Source organism: Sphingopyxis sp. (genome assembly GCF_019459305.1).
GTDB lineage: Bacteria > Pseudomonadota > Alphaproteobacteria > Sphingomonadales > Sphingomonadaceae > Sphingopyxis.
Genome location: NZ_JAIBES010000138.1, coordinates 26,138 through 52,080 on the forward strand (window position 1 = coordinate 26,138; position 25,943 = coordinate 52,080).

Below are 25,943 nucleotides of genomic sequence, written 5' to 3' on the forward strand. Positions count from 1 at the left end.
GATGATCGCTTATTGGTTTCAGCGCGCATGGATCGCCAATCAGTGGCTGCACAATGTGCGCCTGACGGTCGCGGAAGGGCGGATTTCAGCGCTTGAAACCGGTGTCGGCGCCGCGCCCGGTGATGAGCGCCACGCCGCAGCGCTGCCCGGCCTGTGCAACGTCCATAGCCACGGTTTTCAGCGCGGGATGGCGGGGCTGTCGGAACGCCGCAGCCGCCCCGACGACAATTTCTGGAGCTGGCGCGAAATCATGTACCGCTTCCTCGACCGGCTGACGCCCGAGGATGTCGCGGCGATCACCGCGCAGGCCTACGCGGAAATGCTCGAGGGTGGTTTCACCCGCGTCGGCGAGTTTCACTATCTCCACCATGATCCGGCGGGCGCGACCTTCGCCGATCCCGCCGAAATGGCAGGCGCAATCGTCGACGCCAGCTCGGTGACGGGCATTGGCCTGACCTTGCTGCCGGTCTTCTATGCCCATGGCAATTTCGGCGGCGCGTCGCCAAGCCCCGGCCAGCGGCGCTTCCTCAGCGACATCGACGGCTTTGCAACGCTACTCGACAGCGCGCGGACCAAACTAGTCGGCGACGCCAATATCGGCATCGCGCCGCACTCGCTACGCGCCGTCGCGCCCGACCAGCTGGCGGCGCTGCTCGCGATGTCGCCCACCGGGCCGGTCCATATCCACGCCGCCGAACAGGAAAAGGAAGTCGCCGACTGCATCGCATGGAGCGGCGCGCGCCCGGTCGCATGGCTGCTCGATAACGCCGCCGTCGATGCGCGCTGGTGCCTGATCCACTCGACGCATCTGGATGCGGATGAAGTGCCGCGTCTCGCCGCCAGCGGCGCGGTTGCCGGGATCTGCCCGATTACCGAGGCGAACCTCGGCGACGGCATCTTCCCGGCGATCGATTATCTGGCGGCGGGCGGCCGCTTCGGGATCGGCACCGACAGCAATATCCTGATCGACGCCGCGGGCGAGCTGCGCGCGCTCGAATATTCGCAGCGGTTGGCACATCGCGCCCGCGCGCTGCTCGCCGGAACCGAATTGCCCTTCGTCGGCGCCAATCTTTACGCCCGTGCGCTCGCCGGCGGCGCGCAGGCGCTGGGGGTCGAAACGGGCCTTGCGGTCGGCCAGCCCGCCGACATCATCTCGCTCGACCTCGACCACCCGAGCTTCGCGGGAACCGACGACGCGACGCTCCTAGACCGCTTGATTTTTGCGGGCAGGGCAGGGACAATCGACTGCGTCTGGCGCGCCGGGGTCAAGCGCGTCGCAGGCGGGCGCCATGTCGATCGCAGCGCCATCGCTGCCGCCTATCGCAAAAGCGTCGAGCGGATCGTCGCGTGACGCGCGCGGCGCCGAACCCGGCGCGCCGAATCCGCGAGGATATCGAGGCCCGCATCCGCTCGGGCGAGTGGAAACCGGGAACAAGGATCCCGATCGAACAGGAGCTCGCGGCGCGCTACGGCTGCGCCCGCGCGACGGTCAGCAAGGCGCTGGGCGAGCTCGTCGCCGCCGGTCTGGTCGAACGGCGGCGCAAGGCGGGCTCGTTCGTCGCACATCCGCCGGTGCATTCGGCGGTGATGACCGTTCCCGATCTGGCCGAGCTGATCGCGGCGCGCGGCGAAACCTATCGCTGGGAAGCGCGCGCGATCGTCCGCCGCAAAAATGTGGGTGAAGCCGACACGCTGCAGATCGACGGAATCCACTTTGCCGCCGACGAACCCTTCGCGCTCGAACGCCGCACCATCGAACTCGCCGAAGTCCCTGCGGCGGCGGAGGCGGATTTTGCCGTCGAGGCGCCGGGAACATGGCTGCTCGCGCATATTCCCTGGACCTCGGGGCGCCCAGTGGTGGGGGGCGGCGGCCTGCCTCCCGCCCCACCGCGACACCGGGCGCGGCGACCGGCCCGTCACGCATGTCCGCCAGCTTTTCCGCGGCGATCGATTCGATCTGGTGGCCGAGTTTCAGGCCGGGATGCCCCGGCGCGAAGGCGAATGAATTCTGCGCGCTATCCTTGGACCTTTGCTCTCTGTCCTGCGGAGCGGTGCATAAGCCATTTGCTTATGCTGTATTGCGATATTAATACGGTAGCTGAGCATGACCTGGTTCCGTAAATCCAAAACTCCCGATCCAGCGCCCGCCGCGCCGCCGCTTTCCATGCCCGGCGCGCCCGTTTTCGACGTGCCACCGCCGGTTGTCCCGGAATCGCGGCGGCGCAAATGGCTACGCCGGATCTCGCGCGGCTTTGCCATTTTCTGTATCCTGTTTATCCTGCTCGTCGGCTGGCTGGCGCTGACCGCGCCTTTGTCGAAATCGCTCGAACCGATCGTGCCGCCGCAAATCACCTTGCTCGCCTCCGACGGCACCCCGATCGCGCGGTCGGGGGCGATCGTCGATGCGCCAGTGAAGGCCACCGCGCTGCCCAAGCATGTCACTGGCGCCTTCCTTGCGATCGAGGACCGGCGTTTCTACACCCATATGGGCGTCGATCCGCGCAGCATCGCGCGCGCGGTCTGGAGCAATGTCAGCGGCGGGCGAACGCAGGGCGGCAGCACGATCACCCAGCAACTGGCGAAATTCACCTTCCTGACACCGAAACGCACCCTCGGTCGCAAGGCGCGCGAAGCGCTGATCGCTTTCTGGCTCGAAGCCTGGCTGACCAAGGACGAGATTCTCGAACGCTATCTGTCGAACGCCTATTTTGGCGACAACACCTACGGCCTGCGCGCGGCGTCGCTGCATTATTTCTATCGACAGCCCGAAAAACTGACCCCCGCGCAGGCGGCGATGCTTGCGGGACTGGTGCAGGCACCGTCGCGGCTGGCGCCGACCAAGAATCCCGATCTGGCGGCCAAGCGGATGAAGCTCGTCGTCAACGCGATGGCCGATGAGGGCTATATCACCGCCGCGCAGGCGAAGGCGATCCGTACCCCGAGCATCGATGTACGCTCGCGCAATACGCTGCCGACCGGCACTTATTTTGCCGACTGGGCGCTGCCCGAGGCGCGCAAGCTCAGCGACGTCGGCTATTCGCGCCAGACGATCAAGACGACGCTCGACGCGCGTTTGCAGGCGGTGGCGCGGCGCGTGACGAGCCGCGCCGGGGTCGGCCAGGCGCAGCTCGCGCTGGTCGCGATGCGCCCGAATGGCGAGGTCGTCGCGATGATCGGCGGGCGCGATTATGCCGCATCGCCGTTCAACCGCGCGACGCAGGCGCGGCGCCAGCCGGGATCGACCTTCAAACTCTTTGTCTATCTAGCCGCGCTGCGCGCCGGGTGGGAACCCGATGATGTCATCGACAACCAGTCGATCGAAACGGGATCATACCGTCCCAAAAATTCGGGCGGCGCCTATTCGAAAACGATCACGCTGGAGGACGCCTTCGCGACGTCGAGCAATGTCGCGGCGGTGCGGCTGCTGCGCGAAGTCGGCGACGACAAGGTGATCGACATGGCGCGCGACCTGGGGGTCACTGCGCCGATGACCAGGGGCGACCCCAGCCTTGCGCTCGGCACCTCGAGCATGACCTTGCTCGAACTGACCGCGGCCTATGCCGCGGTGGCAGCGAACAGCTATCCCGTCGTCCCGCATGCGTTCGAGGGCGAGGAAAAGGGCTGGTTCGAAAATCTGATCTCGGGACCCAGCCGCTTCGGGTCGGGCGTCCATGACGACATCGAACAGATGCTGCGCGCCGCGGTCAATCGCGGCACTGGCCGCGCGGCGCGGCTGCCGCAGGCGAATTTCGGCAAGACCGGGACCAGCCAGGACAATCGCGACGCGCTGTTCGTCGGCTATGCCAATGGGCTGGTGGTCGGGGTGTGGATCGGCAACGACGATAATTCACCGCTGCGCGGCATTTCGGGTGGCGGATTGCCCGCGCGGATCTGGCGCGATTTCATGACCCAGGCTTCCGGCCAGAAAGCGCCGCCGCCGCGCTCGGCTGACCCGCGCGGGCCGGTCGAACCACAGGACATTCCCGACATCGGTGCGATCCCGATCGGCGACAACAGCAGCGTCGGGATTGAGGGCGGCACTGCGGTGATCTCGACCGAAATCAACGGCAGCCGGATCGATTTGCGGGTGCCGATCGCGAACGAGGGGCCGCCCCCCGAGCCTGTTCCCGCGCCGCCGTGAGGGATGGGCGGGTTCAGGAATGAAGCTGTGCTCCCGCGAAGGCGGGAGCCCATCGCCAGCCCGCGCGAGTTTGAACCGTCTGGGGATGGATCCCCGCCTTCGCGGGGAAACAGGAATCTTCTTGAGCCTCGAATAAACGCACTCAGCCAGCCAACAGGTCAAACCCACCCGTGGCCATCCTCGTACCGTTGACGATCAGATCAATCCTGTGCCGCCCCGGATGATGCCGCCGCGTGCTGAAATCGCGGATCGTCTGGTTGATGCGCAGTGCGACGGCCTCGCCCCCGGCGAGGTCGAATGTCTTCCACTTAAACACCTTCGCCGCGCTTTTGCCGCCCGCCCGCGCATAGTGGACGCGATAATCGACTACCAAAGGCTGATTTTCCTTCGAATCCGAAACAATCTCTGAGGTGATCACGATCCGCTCGCCCAGCCGCACCACCGATGGTTCGACCGCGAAGCTACGCACCGTCACCGCTGCGCCATGGCCGACGCCGATCAGCGCCAGCGCGCGTGGCTCGCCCTGCTTGATCAGGGTGCGGAGTGCATGGCGGATGATCCACGCGGTGTGCGGATCATCGTTCGGCCAGTCCGCCAGTCGATCGAGCAGCCAGTCGGGGCAGTCCTTGGCAATGTCGTTGAGATGATTGGCGACCGATTTGCGCACATAGAGGCTGGGATCGGCCTTTAATGTCTCAAGAATATGCGCCGCGCGGGTCGGATCAGCCTTCAACCCTGGAACCCGCGCCGCCCACGGCAGCCGCGGGCGGCCGCCTTCGCTCGCCAGCCTGCGGACATGCTCGTCATCGCTGCCGGTCCAGCGCGCCATCACTGCCAGCGCGCGATCGGCATCCTGCGCCAGAAAGGGCCGGATCGCGAATTCGGCGGTGCCAAAGCGTGTCAGACTTGCGAGCGCGTCCATCGATCGGTCGAAATCGTCCAGCCCGTAGCGCGCCACATATTCGGTCACCGCTACCGCTTGAAATCCGTGCGTCAGCTGCGGCGCCATTTCGCGGATGACGCCCAGCGCCGCTGCATAATCGGCGGGCAGCGCGGGGCGTAGCGCCTCCGCAATATGGCGCACCCGCTCCATGATCGACAGCGCGTCGAGGCCGTCGGTGGCGACGCTCAGGAATGCCGATCGATCGAAGCGCGGCGAAGCAGCCACGCCCGCGTCGGCGATCGTCGTCAGCGCTTGCGGACCCAATATGTCCTTCAGCAGGGCAGGGGCTTTGTCCGAAATCGCCTTGGTCCTTCAGCGCCGCTCGACCAGCCCGCCGCCGAGCGCGACGTACAGCGTCACCAGATTGTCGACCTGCGCGCGGCGCGTTTCGATCAGCGTCTGTTCGGCGGCAAACAGATTGCGTTCGGCGTCGAGCACTTCGAGATAGGTCGATACCCCCTCCCGGTACCGCTTGCGCGCCAGATCGGCGATCTGCCGCTGCGCGAGCGTCCCGCGTTCCTGCGCCTCGACCTGCTCGGCGAGATAGCGGCGTCCGGCGAGCGCATCGGCCACTTCGCGGAACGCTCCTTGGACGGTGCGCTCATAAGTCGCAACCGCGATATTTTCGCGCGCCTCGGCGACGGTGAGATTGCCCTTGTTGCGACCGAAATCGAAGATAGGCAGGCTGATCGACGGACCAAAGCTCCAGCCGAAACCGTCATTGCTGAACAGATTGTCGAGCGAGCCCGAGGCGAAGCCGAGGTTACCCGTCAGCGAGATCGACGGGAAGAAGGCCGCGCGGGCCGCACCGATATTCGCCTGCGCGGCGCGCAGCCGTTCCTCTGCGGCGAGGATGTCGGGACGTGCGACGAGCAGGTCCGACGGCAATCCCGCGGTCAGCACCGGCGACTGTCCCTGCGCGACGAGCGGCAGCGGTGCGGGCAGGGGGCCGGCGACCGGTCCGCCGGTCAGCACGGCGAGGAAATTATCGGCCTGCGCCTTGCCGAGTTTCAGACTGGCGAGCTGCGTCTCGGCCTGCGTCAGCAGCGTTTCCGACTGGCGGTAATCGAGCGCCGAAGTCACCCCCGCGTCCAGCCGCCGCTTGGCGATCCGCAGCCCTTCCTTGCGGCTGGTTACCGTCGCTTCGGCGAGCGCGATCTGTTCCTCGGCGCCGCGCGAGGCGAAATAGGTCGACGCGACGTCGCGCACCAGCGCCAGGCGGAACGCGCGCTCGGCCTGCTGGGTCGCCAGATACTGGCTGCGCGCCGCTTCGGACAGATTCTTGACCCGCCCCCAGAAATCGAGCTCGAACGACGTCACTCCGACCCCGACCGAATAGCGGCTGGTGGTGTCGGTCCCGGCGCCGGACAGCGACGGCCCGCGGGTGCGGGCGGCATCGGCGCTGGCACCGACCGTCGGCAGACGGTCGGCGTCCTGGATGCGGTAAAGTCCGCGCGCTTCCTCGATCTGAGCGACCGCCACCGCAAGATCGCGGTTGCGCTCGATCGCCTGCGCGATCAGCACTTCAAGCTGCGGGTCGGCGAAAAAGTCCTGCCAGGCAACATCGGTTGCGCGCTGGCCCAGCGTCACATCGCCGACAAACGCCTGCGGATAATCGGGCGCAGTGGGCAGCGCCGGGCGCTCGTGCGGCGGCGCCATATTGGCGCAGCCGGCAAGCGTCGTCGCTGCGAGCAACGCGATCCACTTACGCATGTCCAGGCTCCTCATGAAGGCCTTTTTCGGTGGGGGCAGGGGGCCGCTTGCGGCTGATCCACTTGCGCACCGACAGATAGAAGAGCGGGATGAAGAAGATGCCGAGCAAGGTTGCCGCGATCATCCCGCCCATCACGCCCGACCCGACCGCGATCCGGCTCGCCGCGCCCGCGCCGCTCGCGATGACGAGCGGCACCATGCCCAGGATGAACGCCAGGCTGGTCATGATGATCGGGCGCAGCCGAAGCTTCACCGCCTCCATCACCGCATCGAGGGTCGATTTGCCCTCGGCCTCCTGCTCGATCGCAAACTCGACGATCAGGATCGCATTCTTCGCCGACAGGCCGATGATCGTGATCAGCCCGACGTTGAAATAGATGTCGGCGGACAGGCCGCGGAACATCGAAAACAGCACCGCGCCCAGCACGCCCAGCGGCACCACCAGCAGCACCGACACCGGCACCGCCCAGCTCTCGTACAGCGCCGCAAGCAGCAGGAACACGACGATCAGCGACAGCCCGAGCAGCAGCCCGATCTGCCCCGCCGACTGTTTCTCCTCATAGGAAATGCCGGTCCATTCGAACGCGAACCCCGTCGGCAGCGTTTCGGCCAGCCGCTCCATTTCGGCCATCGCCTCGCCGGTCGATTGGCCCGGCGCGGGTTCGCCCGAGATAGTCATCGCCGGATAGCCGTTATAGCGCTGCAACTGCGGCGCCTCCGCCGACCATGCGGCCTTGCTGAACGATCCGAACGGCACCATGCCACCATTGGCGCTCCGCACGCGCAGGTCGAGCACGTCCTGCGGCGTCATCCGGCTCGCGGCGTCGGCCTGCAGCAGGACACGCAGCACGCGGCCTTCGCGGGTAAAATCATTGGCGTAGGCGCTGCCAAAGCTGATCGCCAGCGTCGCATTGACGTCGCCGATCGACAGCCCCAGCGCGCGCGCCTGAATCCGGTCGATATCGACCTTCAGCACCGGGGCGTCTTCCTGACCCTCGGGCCGGACGTTGGCGAGCAGCTTGCTCTGCATCGCGCTGCCCAGCATCTGGTTGCGCGCCGCGACGAGCGCCTCGCGCCCATTCGCGCCGCGGTCCTGCAATTTGAAGGTAAAGCCGCTCGACGTGCCGAGTTCGGGGATCGACGGTGGGCTCAGCGAGAAGGCGAACGCCTCCTTGATCCCCATCAACGTCCCCATCGCCTTGCCCGCGATCGCGTCGGCGCTGTCGCCATCGCCGGTGCGCTCGTCCCAGGGTTTCAGCGGCGTGAACATGATCGCGTTCGCCTGACCCTGCCCGAAAAAGCTGAATCCGTTGACCAGCACGATATTCGCGACCTGCGGTTGTTCGGCAAAGAAGGCTTTGACCTGCTTCGTCGCTTCGGCGGTGCGCTGCGACGTCGCGCCCGGCGGCGCCTGGACCACCGTGATCAGATAGCCCTGATCTTCCTGCGGCAGGAACGATCCCGGCAGGCGGGTGAACAGCAGGCCGGTCACCAGCACCATCGCGGCAAACACGCCCAGCCAGCGCAGCGGCGACGCCAGCATCTTGCCGACCCCGCCCTGATAGCGATCGGTGGTGCGGCCGAACCAGCTGTTGAAGCGGGCAAAGAAGCGATCAAAAAAGGCGCCGATCTTGCCCTTGCGTGCCGTGTCGTCGTGCGGCTTGAGAAGCGTCGCGCACAGCGCGGGCGTGAGCGTCAGCGCGAGCAGCGCCGAGAAAGCGATCGAGATCGCCAGCGTCATCGAGAATTGGCGATAGATGCCGCCGGTCGACCCGGGGAAAAACGCCATCGGAATGAACACCGCGATCAGCACTAGCGTGATGCCGATGATCGCGCTGGTGATCTGCCCCATCGCCTTCACCGTCGCGTCATACGGCGACAGATGCTCTTCGTTCATGATTCGCTCGACATTCTCGATCACGACGATCGCATCATCGACGAGGATGCCGATCGCCAGCACCATGCCGAAAAGGGTCAGCACGTTGATCGAAAAACCGAACATCCACAGGCCCAGGCACGCGCCCGCCAGCGCGATCGGTACGACCACGGTCGGGATCACTGTCGCGCGCCAGTTATGCAGGAACAGGAACACGACGAGGAAGACGAGCACCATCGCCTCGATCAGCGTGATCACAACCTCTTCGATCGACAGCTGGATAAAGGGCGTCGTGTCATACGGGATCGACCAGGTGATGTCGGGCGGAAAGCCCTTCTCCAGCGCGGCCATCTGGCTGCGCACACCCTCGGCGGTCGCGAGCGCGTTGGCGCCGGGGGTCAGCTGGACCGCGAGGCCCGCCATCGGTTTGCCGTTAAGCTCCGACGAGAAGAGATAGCTTGCGGACCCCAGCTCGACGCGCCCGACATCGGCCAGCGTCACCGCCGACCCGTCGGGATTGGCGCGCAGGATGATGCTTTCGAACTGCTCGGGCTTGGTAAAGCGGCCCTGCGTCGTGATCACCGCATTGAGCTGCGCGCCCTTGGCGATCGGCTGGTCGCCCAGCTGGCCGCCCGGGGTCTGGCTGTTCTGCTCCTGCACCGCGCCCAGCGCGTCAGCGGCGGACAAATTGTACGACGCCAGCTTTTGCGGATCGAGCCAGATGCGCATCGCATATTCGGGTGCGAACGCCTGAACATTGCCGACGCCGTTCACCCGTCGCAGCTCGTCGAGCACGCGCGTGTTGGCGAAGTTGTTGACCTCCATCGGGTCGGTGTTGCCGCTCTTCGACGTGATCGCGACGATCAGCAGAAACCCGGAATTGGCTTCGGTCACCGAAATGCCCTGACGCCGGACGTCTTCGGGCAGGCGCTGTTCGACGCGGCGCAGGCGGTTCTGCACCTCCATCTGCGCATTATCGATGTCGGTCCCGGCCTCGAAGGTCAGGTTGATCGACGCGGTGCCGTTCGATTCGCTGGTCGAGGCCATGTAGAGAAAGCCCTCGACCCCGTTCAGTTCCTGCTCGATGACCTGGGTGACATTCTGTTCGAGCGTCTTGGCATCGGCGCCCGGATAGGTGACGCCGATGGTCAGCGACGGCGGCGCGACCGACGGATATTGCTCTACCGGCAGGCTGCGCAGCGCGATTATGCCCGCGAGCAGGATGCCGATGGCGATGACCCACGAAAAAATGGGCCGGTCGATGAAGAAGCGCGGGGTCATGTCAGATCAGCGCTTTGCCGCGGGCGTCGACGCCGTGCCCTTGGGCGGCGCAATCCGCACCGGCTGGCCGGGCTGGACCTTTTGCAATCCGTCGACGATCACCCGGTCGCCGGGGCGCAGTCCGTCGAGGATCGCCCATTGTCCGGCGACCATCGAGCCCAGCTTTACGGGGCGCGGGGTCGCGATATTCTTGGCGTCGAGCACCATCACGCTGGCGGCGTCGGCGGTCAATCGGACTGCGCGCTGCGGGATCAGCATACCGTCGGCGCGGTTGCCAGCAAAGATGCGGGCGCGGACAAACTGCCCGGGCAGCAGCGCAGAGGCCGGGTTGGGGAATTCGGCGCGCAGTGCCGCGGTTCCCGTCGCCTCGTCGATCGACAGGTCGAGGAAGTCGAGGTGGCCGACGACCGGATAGGCGCTGCCATCCTCCAGGAGGAGCTGCACTTCGACGCGTTCCAGCTGCGGCGAGCTCACCTTGCCCGACCCCATGTCGCGGCGCGTTGCCAGCAGGTCCGAACTCGACTGGCCGAAATTGACATAGACGCGGTCGATTTGTTCGATTGTTGTCAGCAGCGTGCCCTGCGCCGCGCTGACCAGCGCGCCTTCGGTGACCTCGGCGCGGCGGGCGCGGCCCGAAATCGGCGCCGTGACCGACGCATAGCCCAGGTTCAGGCGCGCCGATTCCAGATTGGCCTGCGCCGCCTGCACATCGGCCTCGGCGGTGCGCTGCGCCGCAACCGCGGCGTCATATTCCTGCTTGCCGATCGCCTGATCGGCGAGCAGCGGCTGATAGCGTGCGACAACCTGCCGCGCGTTCGCCGCGGTCGCCTGCGCGCGGGCCAGCTGGGCGCGCGCCGCATTCGAGGTTGCGTTCAACTGGCGCGGGTCGATGCGAAACAGCGAGGTTCCGGCGCGGACAAAGCTGCCCTCGTTGAACAGTCGCCGTTCGACGATGCCATCGACGCGGGCGCGGACTTCGGAGGTGCGAAACGCCTGCACGCGGCCCGGCAGTTCGATGACGTTGGGCACGGGTTGCGACCGGACGGTGACGATCGTGACCTCGGGCGGCGGTGGGGCGGGGGGCGCTTCGGACGCGCACGCGGTGAGCAACAAGGCCAACGCGGCAACGCTGACGCTGGCAAAGGAACGAGCGCGACTCATAAGAACCCCTGAATAATGCTGTATTGTGAAACGTAGAGGGCGCAAAAACGCCTTGCACAAATCGCCATGTAATTTAGATTACAGAAAAGCACAAGGGAGAGAATCACGGATGGTACAGTCCGACTTGCTGGAATGCCCGATGGGGCCACCAACGCTGCGCGAACGCCGCCGCGATGCGATCCTCGACGCCGCCGAAGCGCTGTTTCTCGAACAAGGCTATGAACGCACCAGCCTCGCCGAAATCGTCAAACAGTCGGGCGGATCGCTCGCCACGCTCTATGATCTGTTTGGTAACAAACAGGGACTGCTCCACGCGATTGCCTCGCGCTGGGGCAACGAAGCCCGATGCCAGCCGGCCGAATCCATGGCAGTGGCGGATCTGTCGAACGTCGAATTGCTCAGGGGCTATGCACATCGGCAATGCGACCGGATGCGCTCGCCGCGCGCCGTCGCCCTGATGCGGATGCTGATTTCAGAAAGCCTGCGCGACCGCGATTTCGCGCTGCAAATCTATCGCGATCTCCACGTCCCGGCCATTGAGGAACTGTCGGCGCTGTTTGCCGAATGGGCCGCGGCCGGTCAGGCCGAAATCGACGATCCCGAAGCGGCGGCGAAACTGCTGCTCAGCATCGTCATCGGCGATTCGATGCTCCACACGCTCGCGGGGCTCGAGGATGAATGGCTCGACAACGACCAACTCGACTGGCGCCTCCAGCCGTTCCTGTCGCATTTCAAAATCGTCTAGCGGCATAGGCAACGGGCATCTGTTGACATGGCTGTCAATAACTGAAAGCCTGCTCCCTTCGGCATCGGGAGCATCGCATCGTGGCCAGTACCGCCCTGCCATCGGCTGGCCAGCCCGACCAAGCCGACACACTGCGCCCGCGCACCGTCGCGGCCTACGCCGCCACCGCCGGGCCGACGGTCATCCTCGGCCTGCCGTTCAGCGTCTACCTGCCACCCTATATTGCCGAGGGCGGGATGATTTCGGTGGCGCTGGTCGGGCTGCTCTTTTCGCTCACCACCATCTGGGACGGTGTGGTCGATCCGCTGATCGGGACGATGGTCGACCGCGTCCGCACCGGGCTCGGCGCGCATCGCCGCTGGATGCTGCTTGCACTCGTGCCGCTCGCCTTGCTGCTGCTGGCGCTGGTGACGATCGGCGACCGGCTGCCCTTTGCCGCGCTGTTCCTGATGATGGTGCTCTTTTACTCGAGCTACAGCCTCTATGAAGTCGCGCAACTTTCGTGGGGCTCGGCGCTGGTCCGCACCCCGCGCGACAGCGCATTGCTCTACGGCATGCGCGACTGGTTCGCGAAGATTGCGCTCATCCTGGCGTTTGCGGCACCCGCCGCGGCGCAAATCCTGATCCCGGGGGTCAGCCTGCAAGGCCGCATCATGGCCTATGCCAGCCTGTTCATGCTGATGGTGCCGATCGCGCTTTACGCGATCCGCCTCGTCCCGCCCCGCGCGGTCGTTGCCGAACCCGGCATCGGCTGGCGCAGCGAGCTTCGCGTCTCGCTGGCGTTCCCGCCGCTGATGCTGCTGCTTGGGGTGCAGTTCCTCAACAGCTTCGCCTTCGGGTCGCTCACCTCATTATTCGTCTTTTTTGCCGCGGCGGTGCTCGATCTCGACGGGCAAAGCGCGGTGCTACTGTTCGCCAGCTTCATCGGCGGAGCGATCGCGTCGCCCGTCTGGACCTTGCTTGCGCGGCGCTACGGCAAGCCGCCGATGATGGTCATGATGGGGCTGCTCATCTCCAGCCTGCTGATCGCCACCTTGTTCCAACGGCCGGTGGGAGTAGGGCAGGCGGCGGGCTTTTCGATCATGCTCGGGACCGGGTTTGTCGGATTGCTTTTCACCCATTCGATGCTCGCCGACATCATCCCGGGCGATGCGATACGCTGCGGGCGAAATCGATCGGCGTTTCTGTTCGCGCTGCTCAACCTGATGCAGAAATTCGGCGTCGCTGCCGCCATCGCCGTCAGCTACCTGCTGCTTGATCTCGTCGGCTTCGATCCGAAAAACGGCGCGGCGGCGGCGCGCGAACTGCATCTGGTTTTCGCACTCCAGCCGATGATCAGCTGGATGATCATGATCGCACTGCTCCTTTTGATGCGCCGGGCGCTGGCGCGCGAAGCCGACCCTGCACTTGCAATCGCCGCAGCGCGCCAGTAAAGGCCGCTTTCATTCGGACAGATGCGCCGTTTTCCTTCCGCCTTTCGCCGACACGCTCGGGGAGGGTGGGCGGACTATTGCCCAAAAGCGCGCTTGACGCGGGGGGCGCGGCAACCCATCTGGCCCGAAGCAGAATATTATTAGGACAGGACGATCGACATGGCGAAAACCAGCCCGGCTGAGTTCATCAATCAGGTGCGCGCCGAAGCCCGGAAGATCGTCTGGCCGACGGGGCGTGAGACGTTGCAGACGACGATCATGGTGCTCATCATGACGACGATCCTCGCGCTGTTCTTTCTCGGCGTCGACACAGTTTTCAACGCGATCGTCAGCTGGCTGACGTCGCTCGCGCGCTAATCGCCGCAGTTACAGGGACAGGATACGGACACACATGGCGCGCTGGTACATCATTCACGCCTATTCGGGTTTCGAAAACAAGGTGCGCGATTCCGTGCTTTCCGAAGCCGAACGCATGGGCCTTACCGAATTTGTCGAAGCGGTCGAAGTGCCGGTGGAAACCGTCACCGAGGTGAAGCGCGGCAAAAAGGTTCAGGCTGAACGCAAGTTCTTCCCCGGCTATGTCCTCGCCAAGCTGACGATGACCGACGATGTCTATCACCTCGTGAAAAACACCCCGAAGGTCACGGGCTTTCTGGGGTCGATGGGCAAACCGCAGGCGATCAGCGAATCCGAAGCCGCGCGCATCCTGAACAGCAAGGAAGAGGCTGCGGCCCGTCCGAAGCAGGAAATTCGTGTCGATTACGAAATCGGCGATCAGGTCAAGGTGCTCGACGGTCCCTTCGCCAGCTTCAACGGGCTGGTCGAGGAACTCGATTTCGAAAAGGCGCGCGTCAAGGTGTCGGTGTCGATCTTCGGTCGCGCCACCCCGGTCGAACTCGACTTCGAACAGGTCGAACGCATGAAGTGATGGCCGTTGGCTGTCGCTACCTCAAGGAACGGATGACGATATGAGCCTGACTCCCGCCGAGATTCAGGCTCGCATCGATCGCGTCCGCGAAATTCAGTCCGCTTTCTCGCCGGAAAAAGTCGTCAGTGCAGTCACGCAACTGTTCGATCTCGTCCCCGCCGAAGAGCCCGACGAATATAGCTTCCCCGCCTTCGACAAGCCGACCCGCGACCGCATTTTCGGCGGACAGGTGATTGCGCAGGCGCTGGTTGCTGCGGCGCGCACCGTCGATCCGCGCAAATCGGCGCATTCGCTCCACGCCTATTTCCTGCGCGGCGGCGATGAAGCCAAGCCGCTGCATTTTCGCGTTCACCGCGATTTCGACGGGCGCAGCTTCGCCAACCGCCGCGTCGTCGTGCGTCAGGATGGCAAGGTGATCTTCAACCTCACCGCATCCTTTCACGCCCCCGAACCCGGCGCCGCGCATCAGGTGCCGATGCCCGACCTGCTGCCGCCCGATCAATGCGTCGAATTCACCGAAAATCTTGCTGCCGATCCCAATGTCAGCGACGCCCAGCTCGACCGCATGGCGTGCCTGCGCCCGTTCGAGATGCGCAGTTTTCGGCCGCCCTCAACCGAAAAGGCATCGGCGCATTATCAATGGTACCGCCTCGCGGCGCCGATCGGCGACGACCCGCTGCTCCACCGCGCCTTCCTTTCCTATGCGTCCGACATGGGGCTGCTTTCCTCATCGCTGATGCCACACGGCTTCACCTGGTCGACCCCCGGGCTGTTTTCGACCAGCCTCGATCACGCGATGTGGTTCCATGACGATATTCGCGTCGATGAGTGGTTCGCCTATGTGATGGACAGCGACTGGACCGGCGCCGCGCGCGGCATCAACCGCGGCCTCGTCTATCGCCAGGATGGGACGCTGATCGCATCGGTGATGCAGGAAGGCTTGCTGCGGCTGGTGCCGCCCGCCGCCTGAGCCGCTTCAGGCTTGTTTTCCGCAGCATTTGCGCTTATGCGCGCCGCTTCGCGTCAGATAAGGGCGTGATTCCGCGCGGGAGGAAGGGGTGATGCCCTTCTGTTCGACCGCTTATTTTGAGGTCTCGCTGCACGGCGGGACCGACAGAAAGATAGGAGGCCATCATGGCTAAGAAGATCAGCGGCTATATCAAGCTGCAAGTTCCGGCAGGGACCGCAAACCCATCGCCGCCGCTCGGGCCGGCACTCGGCCAGCGCGGTGTCAACATCATGGAATTCTGCAAGGCGTTCAACGCCGTGACCGATTCCCTGGAAAAGGGCACCCCGACCCCGACCATCATCACCGTGTTCGCGGACAAGAGCTTTTCGTTCGTCACGAAAACGCCCCCCGCGACCTATCTGATCAAGAAGGCCGCAAACCTGAAGTCGGGTTCGAAAGAGCCTGGCAAGATCAGCGGCGGCAAGATCGCCCGCTCGAAATTGACCGAAATCGCCGAGATCAAGATGAAGGATCTCAACGCGAACGATCTGGAACAAGCGACGAAGATCATCGAGGGCAGCGCGCGCTCGATGGGCCTCGAAGTGACGGAGGGCTGATCCGATGGCAAAGCTGACCAAGAAGCAGAAGTCCCTCGAGGGCAAGGTTGACAGCCTCAAGCTGCACACCGTTGACGAAGCGCTCAAGACCGTGCGCGAGCTGGCCTCGGCCAAGTTCGACGAAACGCTCGAAGTCGCTCTGAACCTGGGCGTCGATCCGCGCCACGCCGACCAGATGGTCCGCGGCGTCGTGACGCTTCCCGCCGGGACCGGCAAGGACGTCAAGGTCGCCGTGTTCGCGCGCGGCGACAACGCCGACAAGGCGCTGGCCGCCGGTGCCGACAAGGTCGGTGCCGAAGACCTGATGGAAGACATGCTCGCGGGCAACCTCGACTATGGCCGCGTCATCGCGACGCCGGACATGATGGGCATCGTCGGCCGCCTCGGTAAGACGCTGGGTCCGAAGGGCCTGATGCCGAACCCGAAGCTGGGCACCGTCACCCCGAACGTCGCCGAAGCCGTGAAGGCCGCCAAAGGCGGTCAGATCGAATTCCGCGTCGAAAAGGCCGGCATCATCCACGCTGGTCTGGGCAAGCTGTCGTTCGGCGAGGAAAAGCTCCGCCAGAACTTCGACGCCTTCGTCGACGCGATCGTCAAGGCGAAGCCGGCTGGCGCCAAGGGCAAGTACGTTCGCAAGATCGCGCTGTCGTCGTCGATGGGTCCGGGCGTGAAGGTCGATACGGCCGACGTGACCGGCGCCTGAGCGGCACCAACTGATTTAGCGAAGGGCCGGGGGAAACTCCGGCCCTTTTCTTTTTGGGTATCCCGACCGTCAGGAGGCCCGAGGGACCAACCGGAAATGTCGTGGCGCGTGCAAAGCCGCGCCTCCCCGAAGGCAGGCCGCAAAAAGGCTAAGCTTCGCCGCGCGTTTCGATCAGCGATGCTGCCAGCGCTTCGGCGGGGGACTTGCCGCCCCACAGCACGAACTGGAACACCGGGTAAAAGCGCTCGCATTCGTCGATCGCGCTTTCGATCAGCGTTTCGGTCATGTCGAGCGACAGCGATGCGTCGCTACCGATCAGCATGCCGTGGCGGAACAGGATCGTGCCGCTGTTCGACCACAGCTCGAAATGGCCAAGCCACAATTGTTCGTTGATCAGCGCCAGCGCCTCATGCGCGACAGCGCGCTTGTCTTCGACCACGCGGATGTCGGGAAAAGCGAGCAGTTGGATGACGCCGTCGTCGGCGCGCCATACCGCGCGCAGCTCATAAGTTGTCCAGCTACCCTGCGCCGTCGCGACGATCTCGTCCTCGCCGACCATCTCGTGCGGCCAGTCGTGCGCGGCGAAATAGGAGGACAGCATGTCCATCGGCGCGGCGTCCTGACCGTCTTCGTCGTCGTAAATATCTTCGCTCATGGGGGCGCTTTAGCGGGGTTTGGCGGGAGTGGCGAGTCCGGGAATATCCGTCGCCCCCGCGATGGGTGGCCAGAGTCACGCGCCGCCTGACACGGCCATTGGCAACCTCATGCTACGCCGCTGGCGGCCCCCATCGCGGGGGCGACGCTTCTTTCGCTATTTCGCTTTCGGCTTTGCTGCGGGCTTGGCAGTCACAGGCTTCGCGGCAGCAGGCTTTGCCGCCGCGGCCTTCGGCGCCGCCGCAGGCTTCGCTCCGCCTTCCAGCTTGTCGAGCCGCGCCTTCAGCGCTTCGGTCTCGGCGCGCGCCGTCGCCGCCATCTGCTTCACCGCTTCAAATTCTTCGCGGCTGACGAAATCCATCCGGCCGACCCATTCCTTGGCGCGTTCGCGCATCGCGGCCTCGGCCTCGCGGCCGGCACCAGCAACGGTTCCGGCAACGCCGTTCACCATCTTGGCCAGATCGTCGAAAAAGCGGTTCTCGCTCTGCATCTTCAAATTCCTTTGTCGGACGTTCAGTCCCTTGCCGTCACCCTATCTGGGTGCTGGCGGCGGTTGGGACAAGGGTTTCGGCGTCGGGATTGCGCTGGTCGATCTGAAAATTCAGGATCGCGGCGAAGCTCAGCCAGACCATGTAAGGGACGAGCAGCCAAGCCGCGGCCTTGCGGATCGAGGCAAAAGCAAAGGTGGTGGCGATCGTCATCATCAGGATGAAGATGATCAGATAAAGCGCGCTCGTCACCTGATATTGGCCAAAGAACAGGGGTGACCAAGCGAAGTTGGCGATCAGCTGAACAAAAAACAGCGTCAACGCAAAGCCGCGCCCCTTGGCGCCGCGCGCGTGCAGGATCATCGCCAGCGACAAACCGAGCATGATGTAGAGGATCGGCCAGACCACCCCGAACACCCAGCCGGGCGGGGTGATCGCGGGCAGGTCAAGCGAGGCGAACCAGCGATTGCCGTAACCGCTGTTCGACAGCACGCCCATCAGGCTGCCGATCAGGACGATGGCGGGGACGGTCACCAGCGCCCAGCGCAGATACGACATACGAAGCTGGCCCGGTGTAGCGATCTCGGTCATGCACATGGTCCTTTGCGCGGGAATCGGTGGATCTAGGATGTTGCGGCGGGCGGGGCTGGCGTCAAGCGGCAGCTTTGATCGCGGCGATCAGAAATTCGACATTACCCTCCGGCCCGGTGATCGGGCTTTCGACGGTGTCAACGACGCGCCAGCCGCTGCGTTCCATCCAGGCGCGCACTTCTTCGCACACCCGCGCGTGGACCGCGGCATCGCGGATCACTCCCTTTTTGCCGACCTCGTGCCGCTCGGCCTCGAACTGCGGCTTGATCAGCGCGACGAGGCGGGCATCCTCTTTGGCAAAGCTCATCGGCACCGGCAGAACTTTGGACAGCGCGATGAAGCTGGCGTCGCAGACGATCAGGTCGACAGGTTCGGGGATGTGCGCGGCGGTCAGGATGCGCGCGCTCGTCTGTTCGTGGACGATGACGCGATCGTCCTGGCGCAGCTTCCACGCCAGCTGGTTGGTGCCTGAATCAACCGCATAGACGCGCGCCGCGCCGCGGCTGAGCAGCACGTCGGTGAAGCCGCCAGTGGACGACCCGACGTCGATCGCGACCGCGCCCGTCACATCCCAGCCGACGTGGGTAAGCGCATGGTCGAGCTTGACCCCGCCGCGCGACACCCACGGATGGTCGCGGCCCTTGACGCTGATCTCGGCGTCGTCGGCGACCTGTTGCCCGGCCTTGTCGATCTTGCGATCGCCCACGAAGGCGAGCCCGGCGAGGATCAGCGCCTGCGCGCGCGTCCGGCTTTCGGCGAGGCCGCGATCGACGAGCAACTGGTCAGCGCGCTGCTTGGCCATCAACCGCCCGCCTGTTCAGTCAGCATCCCCGGCGTCAAGATCTGCGGCAGGATCTCGGGCTTTGCCGCGCCCGGCGCATACCACAGATAGAGCGGGACACTGTTGCGGCCATGCTCGGTGAGGGTGCGGGTGATGACGGGGTCGCCATTGGTCCAGTCGCCGACGAGCGTGACGACACCCACCGCGTCAAACTTGTCCTGCACCGCCTCGCGGTTGATCGCCCCCGCCTCGTTCGCCTTGCACGAAAGGCACCAGTCGGCGGTGAAATAGACGAAAACGGGCTTGCCGGTGGCGCGCGCCTTTGCGAGCGCATCGGGCGAGAACGTCGAGCCGCTCGCCGCGGTCGTGCGTTCGGTGTCGGCAACTTCCGTGACGGTGCCGCCAAGGCCAACAACGAAAAGCAGTCCGGCCGCGATCAGCAGCCATGACCGCCGGTCGCCGCGCTGCATCGCGCCGTAGTGGGTCAGAAGCACGAGCGCCATGGCGACCGCAACGATCGGCCAGATCAGCTGCGACCCGCTGCCCAATTGCCGCCACAGCAGCCAGCCGAGCGCGAGCGCGGTCAGCCCCATCGGCAGCGCCATCCATTTGCGGAACCGGTCCATCCACGGCCCGGGCTTGGGCAGGCGGTTGCGCAGCGCCGGGACAAAACCGACCGCGAGGAAGGGGAGGGCAAGACCAAGGCCGAGACCGCCAAAAATCGGGAGCGCTGCCCATGCGGGCAGCACCAGCGTCGCGCCCAGCGCCGCACCGAGCAACGGGCCGCTGCATGGCGTCGCGACAAAGGCGGCGAGCGCGCCGGTCCAGAAACCGCCCGCTGCGCCGCCCTTGTCGACCAGCGCCTGCCCGCCGCCGAACGATGGCAGGTCAAAGGTGCCCAGCAGGTTAAGCGTAATCGCGAGCGCGAGGATCAGCAGCGCCAGCACGCTGACCGGATGTTGCAACTGAAACGCCCAGCCGACCTGCTCGCCCGCGGCGCGCAGCGCGAGCAGCGCGGCGCCGAGCAGCAGCGCGGTGACGATGGCGCCTGCGGTATAGGCGAGCGCCTCGACCTTCGCCGATCGCGCATCGCCGCCCGAGCGCGCAAGGCTGAGCGCCTTGAGGCTGAGGATCGGAAAGACGCAGGGCATCAGGTTCAGAATCAGCCCGCCGAGGATCGCGCCGCCAAGCGCGGCCCAGAACAGCCCAAGTTCGATGACGTCGGTCGTTCCAGCGATCGCCTCACCCGCAGCTGGCACCGCTCCGGGCTCGAGTTGCACCGACAGCCCGCGCCCCTCGCCAAGTTTGAGCAGCGCCGCGACTGGCCCGGTGGCTTCACCTTTAGCGCGGGTCTCGACGATGATGAAATCGCCGTTGCGGCTGAATTTCTGCGGCGCGACATAATCGACCAGATTTTGCGTTTCGATAAAAATATAGGGTGCCTCGAGCGCCGGCCCGGCGGGCAGGGGGATGGCGAAGCGCACGGTATCGCCGCGCCGCTCCCACGTCCCGCTGCGATCGAGCGGCTGCGGTAGCAACGCGCGCCAGCCATCGAAACGCGTGCGCGACGCGGCTGGCACCGCGCCATCGCCCGCTTTGAGCGCAACCGAAATCACCGCCTTTTCAGGCACGCAAACCTTGTCGGTACAGGCGAGCCAGTTGGCGACGCCCGAAAGCGTCAAATCGTTTCCCTGCGCGACACTTTCGTCAACTTCGACGTCGGCGAGCAGCGCATAGGGATGCTCGTAAACATGGTTCATCATGCCGAACAGGATCAGCGGTTCGGGGACCGGATAACGAAACGGCGCGACCGTAACGCCCTCCGGCAAATTCCATTCGACCGACAGCCCGAATCCGGCGTCGCCGCCATTAGTCCAATAGCCGTGCCAACCCTTGTCGGGGGTCATGGTCAGCGCAAGCGTGGTCCCGCCGCCGGATGCAGGCGCGGCGGATTCGGCGACCAGCTTCGGCTGGATATGCGTCGACTGCGCCCGTGCGGGGCTGAGCGCGAGCAAGGCGAACGCCAGCAGCGCGAGCACCGGGCGCCATAGCGCTGTCACAAAAACGTCCTTGCCGCGATCCATGCCGGTTCCGCTGTCACCTGTCTCTCGAGGCTTGCCATATAGGCGGGTTTCGCCGAGAGGACAGCCCGCGCTGACACCCTGTGCAACGGAGACCGCCGCTCGTGACGTTGAAACATCTCAAAATCGCCCTGGCCGCTACCCTCTGCGTCGGCGGCGCCAGCACCGTACTCGCGCAAAATTCAGCGCCGCCCGTCCCGAAAGTGACCGCCGCGACACCGCCACCCAAGCTGATTGTGATGGTCGCGGTCGACCAGCTGTCCGCCGACCTGTTCGCCGAATATCGCGACAAATTCACCGGCGGCTTCGCACGGCTCGCATCGGGTGTGGTATTTCCGTCTGGCTATCAGGCGCAGGCCGCCACCGAAACCTGCCCCGGCCATGCGACGATCCTGACCGGCAGTCACCCGGGGCGCGCGGGGATCGTCGCCAACAATTATTTCGACCTCTCGGTCGCCCGCGAAGACAAGCGCATCTATTGCGCCGAAGACGAAAGTGTCCCCGGCACCGCGTCGGGCGGCGGCAAATATGCGCCGTCGGTGAACCATCTCCTCGTCCCGACCCTCGGCGACATGATGAAAGCGCGCGATCCGAAGACGCAGGTCGTATCGGTCGCGGGCAAGGACCGCGCCGCGATCATGATGGGCGGGCGTCAGGCCGACGAACTGCTGTGGCTCGCGCCCAACGGCCTCACCAGCTACCGCGGCACCACCCTGTCGCCGACCGCAACGCAGGCCGGTGCGGCAATCGCCGCCGCGATCGCGCAGCCGCGACCGGGGCTGGCGCTGCCCGCCGATTGCGCGGCGCACGACATCGCGATCCCGGTCGGCGACAAGGGCGCCACCGTCGGAACGGGCCGCATGGCGCGCGATGCCGGCGACTTCCGGCGCTTCCTCGCGTCGCCCGAGGCTGATGGCGCGGTCCTAGCAACCGCAGCGGCGCTGCGTCAGGTGCGCAAGATGGGCGAGGGCAGTGCCACCGACCTGCTGATCGTCGGCCTGTCGGCAACCGATTATGTCGGCCATGGTGTGGGTACCGCAGGCGCGGAAATGTGTCTCCAGATGATGGGTCTCGACCGCGAACTCGGTGACTTTTTCGCGCGGCTGGATGCGACGGGCATCGACTATATTGTCGCGCTGACCGCTGATCATGGCGGCCACGACATGCCCGAACGCAATCGTCAGAACGCCTGGCCTGCTGCCGAGCGCGTCGATCGCGCGCTCGCCCCCGACGCGCTGGGCAAGGCGGTTGCCGAAAAGCTCGGACTGCCGCAGCCCTTGCTCTATGGTGACGGTCCGTTCGGCGACATGTATCTGACGAAGGCGCTGACCCCGGCGCAACGCACGGCCGCGCAGGCCGAAATTTTGGCCCGGTTGCGCGCGCATCCGCAGATCGAGGCGGTAGTGAAGGCGGATGAGCTGGCGAACCGGCCATTTTCGAAACAGGCGCCCGACACCTGGACGCTGCACGACAAGTTGCGCGCGTCGTTCCATCCGGACCGGTCGGGCGATTTTATCGTGGTCCTGAAACCGCGCGTCACCCCGATTCCCGAATCGGGACTCGGCTATGTTGCGACGCATGGCTCGGCGTGGGATTATGACCGGCGGGTGCCGATGCTGTTCTGGCGCAAGGGACTGGCCGGATTCGAGCAGCCCAATGCGGTGATGACGGTCGACATCATGCCGACGCTGGCGGCGCTGATCAGCATTTCGGTCGATGCAGGTCAGATCGACGGGCGCTGCCTCGACCTGCTGTCGGGTGCCGACAGCAGCTGCCGTTAGGGAGTGGAAAAGAAACGAATATGACGAAGCTTTTGCGGGATTTCTCCGGTCGGTTATTGCTGGTCGGCTGTGGCAACATGGCGGGCGCGATGCTCGATCGCTGGCTGGCGGCGGGGCTTGACCGCGTGCAGGTTGCGATTGTCGACCCCTTGGCGGCGCCGCGCGATGGCGTTGTGCAATACACATCGCTGGTGGAATGGCAGGCCGCCGGCGGCACCGCCGACTGGATCATGCTGGGTATGAAGCCACAGCAATTGGGCGACGTCGCCGACGTGCTGGCGCCGCTTGCAACGGCCGGCGTCCATTTGATGTCGATCCTGGCGGGCGTGTCATTGGCCGACCTTGCGGCGCGTTTCCCGGGTGCGGGTGCGCAGGTTCGCATCTTGCCTAACCTCGCGGCGCGCATTGGCGCCGGGGTGACCGCGGTGGCGACGCTGGGTGACGCCGATGACGCGGCGATCGCGGCGCTGCTCGATCCGCTGGGACAGACGGTGACGCTGGCCGATGATTCGACGATGGATCTGGTTACCGCCTTTACCGGCAGCGGTCCGGCGTTCGTCTTTCGCCTGATCGAATCCTACGCTGCCGCAGGCGAACGCCTCGGCCTGTCGGCAGAGGATTCGCTCGCACTGGCCACGGCAACTTTTGGCGGCGCCACGGCGCTGCTCGCCGACAGCGGCGAGAAGCCAGGCGTGTTGATCGCGCAGGTCGCGAGCAAGGGCGGCACGACGCAGGCGGGACTCGACGTCCTCGACAGCGACGGCCAGCTTGCGGCGCTGCTCACCAATGTGCTCCGCGCGGCGCGCGACCGCGGGCGCGAGCTGGCCGATCTGGCGCGCGGCGAGGGCTAAGTCGGATCGCGCCCCAGCGCCGCAATGCGTTTGCGGTCGCGCGCGGGGACGAGCGCCTCGCTAACGTGCCAGAAGCCGGTCACCGCCTGTTGTCCGGCATGGGTATAGGCGCGGCTCATCGTATCGCGCAGCAGCGCAAAGGTCGCGGCTTCGATGGTGCGTCCGGCCTCGGTCAGGCGCAGTTCCTTTTGCCGCCGGTCGCGGTTTCCTGGGCGCGTTGTCAGCATGTCACGCGCTTCCAGCTCTTTCACCACCCGGCCCAGCGATTGTTTGGTGATCCCCAGCAGCGCGAGCAGGTCCGAAATCGTCAGCCCCGGCTGCCGTGCGATGAAATAGAGCGCCCGGTAATGCGCGCGCCCCAGCTCCTGCTCGGCAAGCTGCGCGTCGATCGACCGCCACAGCGACGCATGCGCGAAGAACAGAAATTCGATGCCGCGACGCACTTCGTCTTCGCGCAAGAAAAGGGCAGACGCAGCGGGTACTTGTGAAAGAAAATTTTCCTCAGCCATGGTCACTACCGTTGCGCGCGGCGCCCGACTTTGGCAAGAGGCGCGCTCCACAGACCGCTCAGCCACAGGTGTTTTTGCATGTCCGCTCCCGCTTTTACCCATCTGCCGCACCCCAATCGCGTGGCGGACGATGTGCGCGCGGCAGCGATTGCCGATCCGGCGTTCGGGCGCGTCTTTACCGACCATATGGTGTCGATCCGTTATACCGAGGGGCAGGGCTGGCACGACGCGCAGGTGATGCCGCGCGGCCCGCTAACGCTCGACCCCGCGACCGCGGTGCTCCATTATGCGCAAGAGATTTTCGAGGGGCTGAAGGCATACCGGCTCGACGATGGGTCTATGGCGCTATTCCGGGTCGAGGCAAACGCCGCGCGCTTCAACGCCAGCGCGCGCCGCATGGCGATGGCCGAAATGCCCGAGGAGCTGTTCATCGCCGCAGTGAAGGAAGCCGTCGCCGCCGACGCCGCCTGGTTCCCGCCGGTCGATGGCGGCGCGCTGTACTTGCGCCCCTTCATGTTCGCGAGCGAAGTTTTCCTGGGGGTGAAGCCCGCCGCGGAATATCAGTTCCTCGTCATCACTTCGCCGGTGGGCAATTATTTCAAATCGGGCGCCCCGGCGATCTCGTTGTGGGTGTCGGAAGATTACACTCGCGCCGCGCCGGGCGGCACCGGCGCCGCCAAATGCGGTGGCAATTATGCCTCTAGCCTGATCGCGCAGCGCGAGGCGATCGCCAAAGGGCACGACCAGGTCGTTTTCCTCGATGCTGCCGAACATCGCTGGATCGAGGAACTGGGGGGCATGAACATGTTCTTCGTGTTCGACGACGGCAGCGTCGTCACCCCGCCGCTGACCGGCACGATTCTGCCCGGCATCACCCGCGACACGATCATCACCTTGGCACGCGACGCCGGGCTGACGGTGCGCGAGGAACCCTATGCGATCGACCAGTGGCAGGCCGATTCAGAGAGCGGCAAGCTCACCGAAAGCTTTGCTTGCGGCACTGCTGCGGTGGTGACCCCGGTGGGCAAGGTGACGCGCGGCGACACCAGCTTTACCATCGGCGCCGGCGGTCCGGGGCAGGTGACGGGTATGTTGAAAGACAAGCTGGTCGACATCCAGCGCGGCCGCGCCGCCGATCCGCACGGCTGGGTGACGCGGCTCTAAGGGGCGCCTTGCCAACAGGGGCCGAGGCGCTATAGAGCGCCCTCGCACCGGCCCGTTGGGGCGTCGCCAAGTGGTAAGGCAGCGGCTTTTGATGCCGCCATTCGCAGGTTCGAATCCTGCCGCCCCAACCAGCCGATGCAGGTTTGCAACTATTTGGAAACAAACGCGAATCTCTGGGCATGAAACACGGAGGCCGGTCGTTCCCATTTGATGGTGTAGGTTCGCCGGCGTAGCCTTAGCGATCTACGGCCAAGCCGGGTTGATCATGCTGCCATGGCGGCCAAGGCGCAGTGGCGCAGCGTTGCCGATCAGCACAGGCCGACAGTGCCCAAGCTGGCGGTCCTTATGGACAGCGCCGAAGAAGGCGTCCTAGCCTACATGACCTTCCCCGCACAGCATCGCAGCAAGTTGCACTCACGGATGAGATGGACAAGACCTTTCCGTGCAAAATTGTGCTATGGCCCTTGTGCGCGGGCGACTCCGTGGCGAAGAACGGAACTCCGGCTGCAAGGTCCGTCAGGCCGCCTTTTCACAGCCCTGCCGGTTTGGAGCG

23 protein-coding genes, 1 tRNA gene and 1 pseudogene are annotated in these 25,943 nt (G+C 65.3%); 15 read left to right on the forward strand and 10 right to left on the reverse strand.

Annotated elements, in window-relative coordinates; translation table 11 throughout:
- The first annotated feature begins 1 nt into the window (after position 1).
- The 3 genes from K0M74_RS16790 to K0M74_RS16800 are packed head-to-tail and all read left to right on the forward strand — an operon-like array spanning position 2 to position 4,141.
- Positions 2–1,351: a formimidoylglutamate deiminase gene (locus K0M74_RS16790; protein WP_293975057.1), complete on the forward strand. Its 1,350-nt coding sequence runs from the start codon at positions 2–4 to the stop codon at positions 1,349–1,351.
- Positions 1,348–2,121 (forward strand): GntR family transcriptional regulator, encoded by a 774-nt coding sequence (locus tag K0M74_RS16795; RefSeq protein WP_366932695.1) that lies wholly within the window; start codon positions 1,348–1,350, stop codon positions 2,119–2,121. The genes K0M74_RS16790 and K0M74_RS16795 overlap by 4 nt, the downstream gene beginning before the upstream one ends.
- A 43-nt stretch (positions 2,122–2,164) precedes the next feature.
- Positions 2,165–4,141: a transglycosylase domain-containing protein gene (locus K0M74_RS16800; protein WP_293975111.1), complete on the forward strand. Its 1,977-nt coding sequence runs from the start codon at positions 2,165–2,167 to the stop codon at positions 4,139–4,141.
- 142 nt (positions 4,142–4,283) lie between these two features.
- Here the strand turns inward: K0M74_RS16800 and K0M74_RS16805 are convergent, their stop codons facing one another.
- Genes K0M74_RS16805 through K0M74_RS16820 form a run of 4 tightly spaced genes read right to left on the reverse strand, consistent with a single transcriptional unit; the run spans position 4,284 to position 11,115 of the window.
- Positions 4,284–5,348, reverse strand: a complete 1,065-nt coding sequence (locus tag K0M74_RS16805; RefSeq protein WP_293975059.1) for a DNA alkylation repair protein — start codon at positions 5,346–5,348, stop codon at positions 4,284–4,286.
- Positions 5,349–5,396: 48 nt separating this feature from the next.
- Positions 5,397–6,797, reverse strand: coding sequence for an efflux transporter outer membrane subunit (locus K0M74_RS16810; RefSeq protein WP_293975062.1), 1,401 nt, complete (start codon positions 6,795–6,797; stop codon positions 5,397–5,399).
- Complete coding sequence (locus K0M74_RS16815; RefSeq protein ID WP_293975065.1) at positions 6,790–9,954, reverse strand: multidrug efflux RND transporter permease subunit; 3,165 nt, start codon at positions 9,952–9,954, stop codon at positions 6,790–6,792. The genes K0M74_RS16810 and K0M74_RS16815 overlap by 8 nt, the downstream gene beginning before the upstream one ends.
- Positions 9,955–9,960: 6 nt before the next feature.
- Complete coding sequence (locus K0M74_RS16820; RefSeq protein ID WP_293975068.1) at positions 9,961–11,115, reverse strand: efflux RND transporter periplasmic adaptor subunit; 1,155 nt, start codon at positions 11,113–11,115, stop codon at positions 9,961–9,963.
- A gap of 109 nt (positions 11,116–11,224) precedes the next feature.
- Here K0M74_RS16820 and K0M74_RS16825 point away from each other — a divergent pair, with 109 nt between their 5' ends.
- The 7 genes from K0M74_RS16825 (at position 11,225) to rplA (ending at position 16,490) form a co-directional block, all read left to right on the forward strand.
- Entirely contained in the window at positions 11,225–11,860 is a 636-nt protein-coding gene (locus K0M74_RS16825; RefSeq protein WP_293975071.1) for a TetR/AcrR family transcriptional regulator, read from the forward strand.
- Positions 11,861–11,940: 80 nt separating this feature from the next.
- Positions 11,941–13,293: an MFS transporter gene (locus tag K0M74_RS16830; protein ID WP_293975074.1), complete on the forward strand. Its 1,353-nt coding sequence runs from the start codon at positions 11,941–11,943 to the stop codon at positions 13,291–13,293.
- A 159-nt stretch (positions 13,294–13,452) separates the two neighbouring features.
- Positions 13,453–13,650 carry a preprotein translocase subunit SecE gene (secE, locus tag K0M74_RS16835; RefSeq protein ID WP_088442198.1) on the forward strand — a complete coding sequence of 66 codons (198 nt, stop codon included), beginning with the start codon at positions 13,453–13,455 and terminating at the stop codon, positions 13,648–13,650.
- A gap of 34 nt (positions 13,651–13,684) precedes the next feature.
- Entirely contained in the window at positions 13,685–14,221 is a 537-nt protein-coding gene (gene nusG / locus K0M74_RS16840; RefSeq protein WP_293975077.1) for a transcription termination/antitermination protein NusG, read from the forward strand.
- A 40-nt stretch (positions 14,222–14,261) separates the two neighbouring features.
- Positions 14,262–15,191, forward strand: coding sequence for an acyl-CoA thioesterase II (locus tag K0M74_RS16845; protein WP_293975080.1), 930 nt, complete (start codon positions 14,262–14,264; stop codon positions 15,189–15,191).
- Positions 15,192–15,355: 164 nt separating this feature from the next.
- Positions 15,356–15,787 carry a 50S ribosomal protein L11 gene (gene rplK, locus K0M74_RS16850; protein ID WP_293975083.1) on the forward strand — a complete coding sequence of 144 codons (432 nt, stop codon included), beginning with the start codon at positions 15,356–15,358 and terminating at the stop codon, positions 15,785–15,787.
- Positions 15,788–15,791: 4 nt separating this feature from the next.
- A complete protein-coding gene (gene rplA, locus K0M74_RS16855) occupies positions 15,792–16,490 on the forward strand; it encodes a 50S ribosomal protein L1 (RefSeq protein ID WP_088441336.1) in 699 nt (232 codons plus the stop codon).
- A 148-nt stretch (positions 16,491–16,638) separates the two neighbouring features.
- Here rplA and K0M74_RS16860 read toward each other — a convergent pair whose 3' ends face one another.
- The 5 genes from K0M74_RS16860 to K0M74_RS16880 form a co-directional block, all read right to left on the reverse strand.
- Positions 16,639–17,145: a YbjN domain-containing protein gene (locus K0M74_RS16860; RefSeq protein ID WP_293975085.1), complete on the reverse strand. Its 507-nt coding sequence runs from the start codon at positions 17,143–17,145 to the stop codon at positions 16,639–16,641.
- A gap of 156 nt (positions 17,146–17,301) precedes the next feature.
- Positions 17,302–17,634 carry an accessory factor UbiK family protein gene (locus K0M74_RS16865; protein ID WP_293975088.1) on the reverse strand — a complete coding sequence of 111 codons (333 nt, stop codon included), beginning with the start codon at positions 17,632–17,634 and terminating at the stop codon, positions 17,302–17,304.
- Between the two features lie 37 nt (positions 17,635–17,671).
- Positions 17,672–18,223, reverse strand: a complete 552-nt coding sequence (locus tag K0M74_RS16870; protein WP_293975090.1) for a TspO/MBR family protein — start codon at positions 18,221–18,223, stop codon at positions 17,672–17,674.
- Positions 18,224–18,284: 61 nt separating this feature from the next.
- Positions 18,285–19,025 carry a TlyA family RNA methyltransferase gene (locus tag K0M74_RS16875; RefSeq protein WP_293975093.1) on the reverse strand — a complete coding sequence of 247 codons (741 nt, stop codon included), beginning with the start codon at positions 19,023–19,025 and terminating at the stop codon, positions 18,285–18,287.
- Positions 19,025–21,064, reverse strand: coding sequence for a thioredoxin family protein (locus K0M74_RS16880; RefSeq protein ID WP_366932697.1), 2,040 nt, complete (start codon positions 21,062–21,064; stop codon positions 19,025–19,027). Before K0M74_RS16880 ends, K0M74_RS16875 begins: the two co-directional genes overlap by 1 nt.
- 125 nt (positions 21,065–21,189) lie before the next feature.
- Here K0M74_RS16880 and K0M74_RS16885 point away from each other — a divergent pair, with 125 nt between their 5' ends.
- Together K0M74_RS16885 and K0M74_RS16890 are read left to right on the forward strand one after the other, a co-directional pair.
- Positions 21,190–22,866, forward strand: a complete 1,677-nt coding sequence (locus K0M74_RS16885; RefSeq protein WP_293975099.1) for an alkaline phosphatase family protein — start codon at positions 21,190–21,192, stop codon at positions 22,864–22,866.
- A 20-nt stretch (positions 22,867–22,886) separates the two neighbouring features.
- Positions 22,887–23,717: a pyrroline-5-carboxylate reductase gene (locus K0M74_RS16890; protein ID WP_293975102.1), complete on the forward strand. Its 831-nt coding sequence runs from the start codon at positions 22,887–22,889 to the stop codon at positions 23,715–23,717.
- Here the strand turns inward: K0M74_RS16890 and K0M74_RS16895 are convergent.
- Positions 23,714–24,226: a MarR family transcriptional regulator gene (locus tag K0M74_RS16895; protein ID WP_293975105.1), complete on the reverse strand. Its 513-nt coding sequence runs from the start codon at positions 24,224–24,226 to the stop codon at positions 23,714–23,716. The genes K0M74_RS16890 and K0M74_RS16895 overlap by 4 nt on opposite strands.
- Positions 24,227–24,304: 78 nt before the next feature.
- On the opposite strand from K0M74_RS16895, the gene K0M74_RS16900 reads away from it, so the two are divergent.
- From K0M74_RS16900 to K0M74_RS16910, 3 genes and pseudogenes are all read left to right on the forward strand, one after another.
- Positions 24,305–25,390: a branched-chain amino acid aminotransferase gene (locus tag K0M74_RS16900; RefSeq protein WP_293975108.1), complete on the forward strand. Its 1,086-nt coding sequence runs from the start codon at positions 24,305–24,307 to the stop codon at positions 25,388–25,390.
- A gap of 56 nt (positions 25,391–25,446) precedes the next feature.
- Positions 25,447–25,521 (forward strand) — tRNA-Gln (locus K0M74_RS16905).
- Positions 25,522–25,660: 139 nt separating this feature from the next.
- Positions 25,661–25,807: pseudogene (locus K0M74_RS16910) on the forward strand (IS256 family transposase); the annotation flags it as partial.
- Positions 25,808–25,943 lie beyond the last annotated feature (136 nt).

Bases quoted from the DNA above. Each gene is read 5' to 3' on its own strand.
- K0M74_RS16870 (WP_293975090.1), bottom strand. From the start codon at position 18,223: ATGACCGAGATCGCTACACCGGGCCAGCTTCGTATGTCGTATCTGCGC.
- rplK (WP_293975083.1), top strand. From the start codon at position 15,356: ATGGCTAAGAAGATCAGCGGCTATATCAAGCTGCAAGTTCCGGCAGGG.
- K0M74_RS16890 (WP_293975102.1), top strand. From the start codon at position 22,887: ATGACGAAGCTTTTGCGGGATTTCTCCGGTCGGTTATTGCTGGTCGGC.
- nusG (WP_293975077.1), top strand. From the start codon at position 13,685: ATGGCGCGCTGGTACATCATTCACGCCTATTCGGGTTTCGAAAACAAG.
- K0M74_RS16800 (WP_293975111.1), top strand. From the start codon at position 2,165: ATGCCCGGCGCGCCCGTTTTCGACGTGCCACCGCCGGTTGTCCCGGAA.
- K0M74_RS16820 (WP_293975068.1), bottom strand. From the start codon at position 11,115: ATGAGTCGCGCTCGTTCCTTTGCCAGCGTCAGCGTTGCCGCGTTGGCC.
- secE (WP_088442198.1), top strand. From the start codon at position 13,453: ATGGCGAAAACCAGCCCGGCTGAGTTCATCAATCAGGTGCGCGCCGAA.
- K0M74_RS16815 (WP_293975065.1), bottom strand. From the start codon at position 9,954: ATGACCCCGCGCTTCTTCATCGACCGGCCCATTTTTTCGTGGGTCATC.
- K0M74_RS16875 (WP_293975093.1), bottom strand. From the start codon at position 19,025: ATGGCCAAGCAGCGCGCTGACCAGTTGCTCGTCGATCGCGGCCTCGCC.
- K0M74_RS16825 (WP_293975071.1), top strand. From the start codon at position 11,225: ATGGTACAGTCCGACTTGCTGGAATGCCCGATGGGGCCACCAACGCTG.
- rplA (WP_088441336.1), top strand. From the start codon at position 15,792: ATGGCAAAGCTGACCAAGAAGCAGAAGTCCCTCGAGGGCAAGGTTGAC.
- K0M74_RS16845 (WP_293975080.1), top strand. From the start codon at position 14,262: ATGAGCCTGACTCCCGCCGAGATTCAGGCTCGCATCGATCGCGTCCGC.
- K0M74_RS16810 (WP_293975062.1), bottom strand. From the start codon at position 6,797: ATGCGTAAGTGGATCGCGTTGCTCGCAGCGACGACGCTTGCCGGCTGC.
- K0M74_RS16865 (WP_293975088.1), bottom strand. From the start codon at position 17,634: ATGCAGAGCGAGAACCGCTTTTTCGACGATCTGGCCAAGATGGTGAAC.
- K0M74_RS16790 (WP_293975057.1), top strand. From the start codon at position 2: ATGATCGCTTATTGGTTTCAGCGCGCATGGATCGCCAATCAGTGGCTG.
- K0M74_RS16895 (WP_293975105.1), bottom strand. From the start codon at position 24,226: ATGGCTGAGGAAAATTTTCTTTCACAAGTACCCGCTGCGTCTGCCCTT.
- K0M74_RS16860 (WP_293975085.1), bottom strand. From the start codon at position 17,145: ATGAGCGAAGATATTTACGACGACGAAGACGGTCAGGACGCCGCGCCG.
- K0M74_RS16900 (WP_293975108.1), top strand. From the start codon at position 24,305: ATGTCCGCTCCCGCTTTTACCCATCTGCCGCACCCCAATCGCGTGGCG.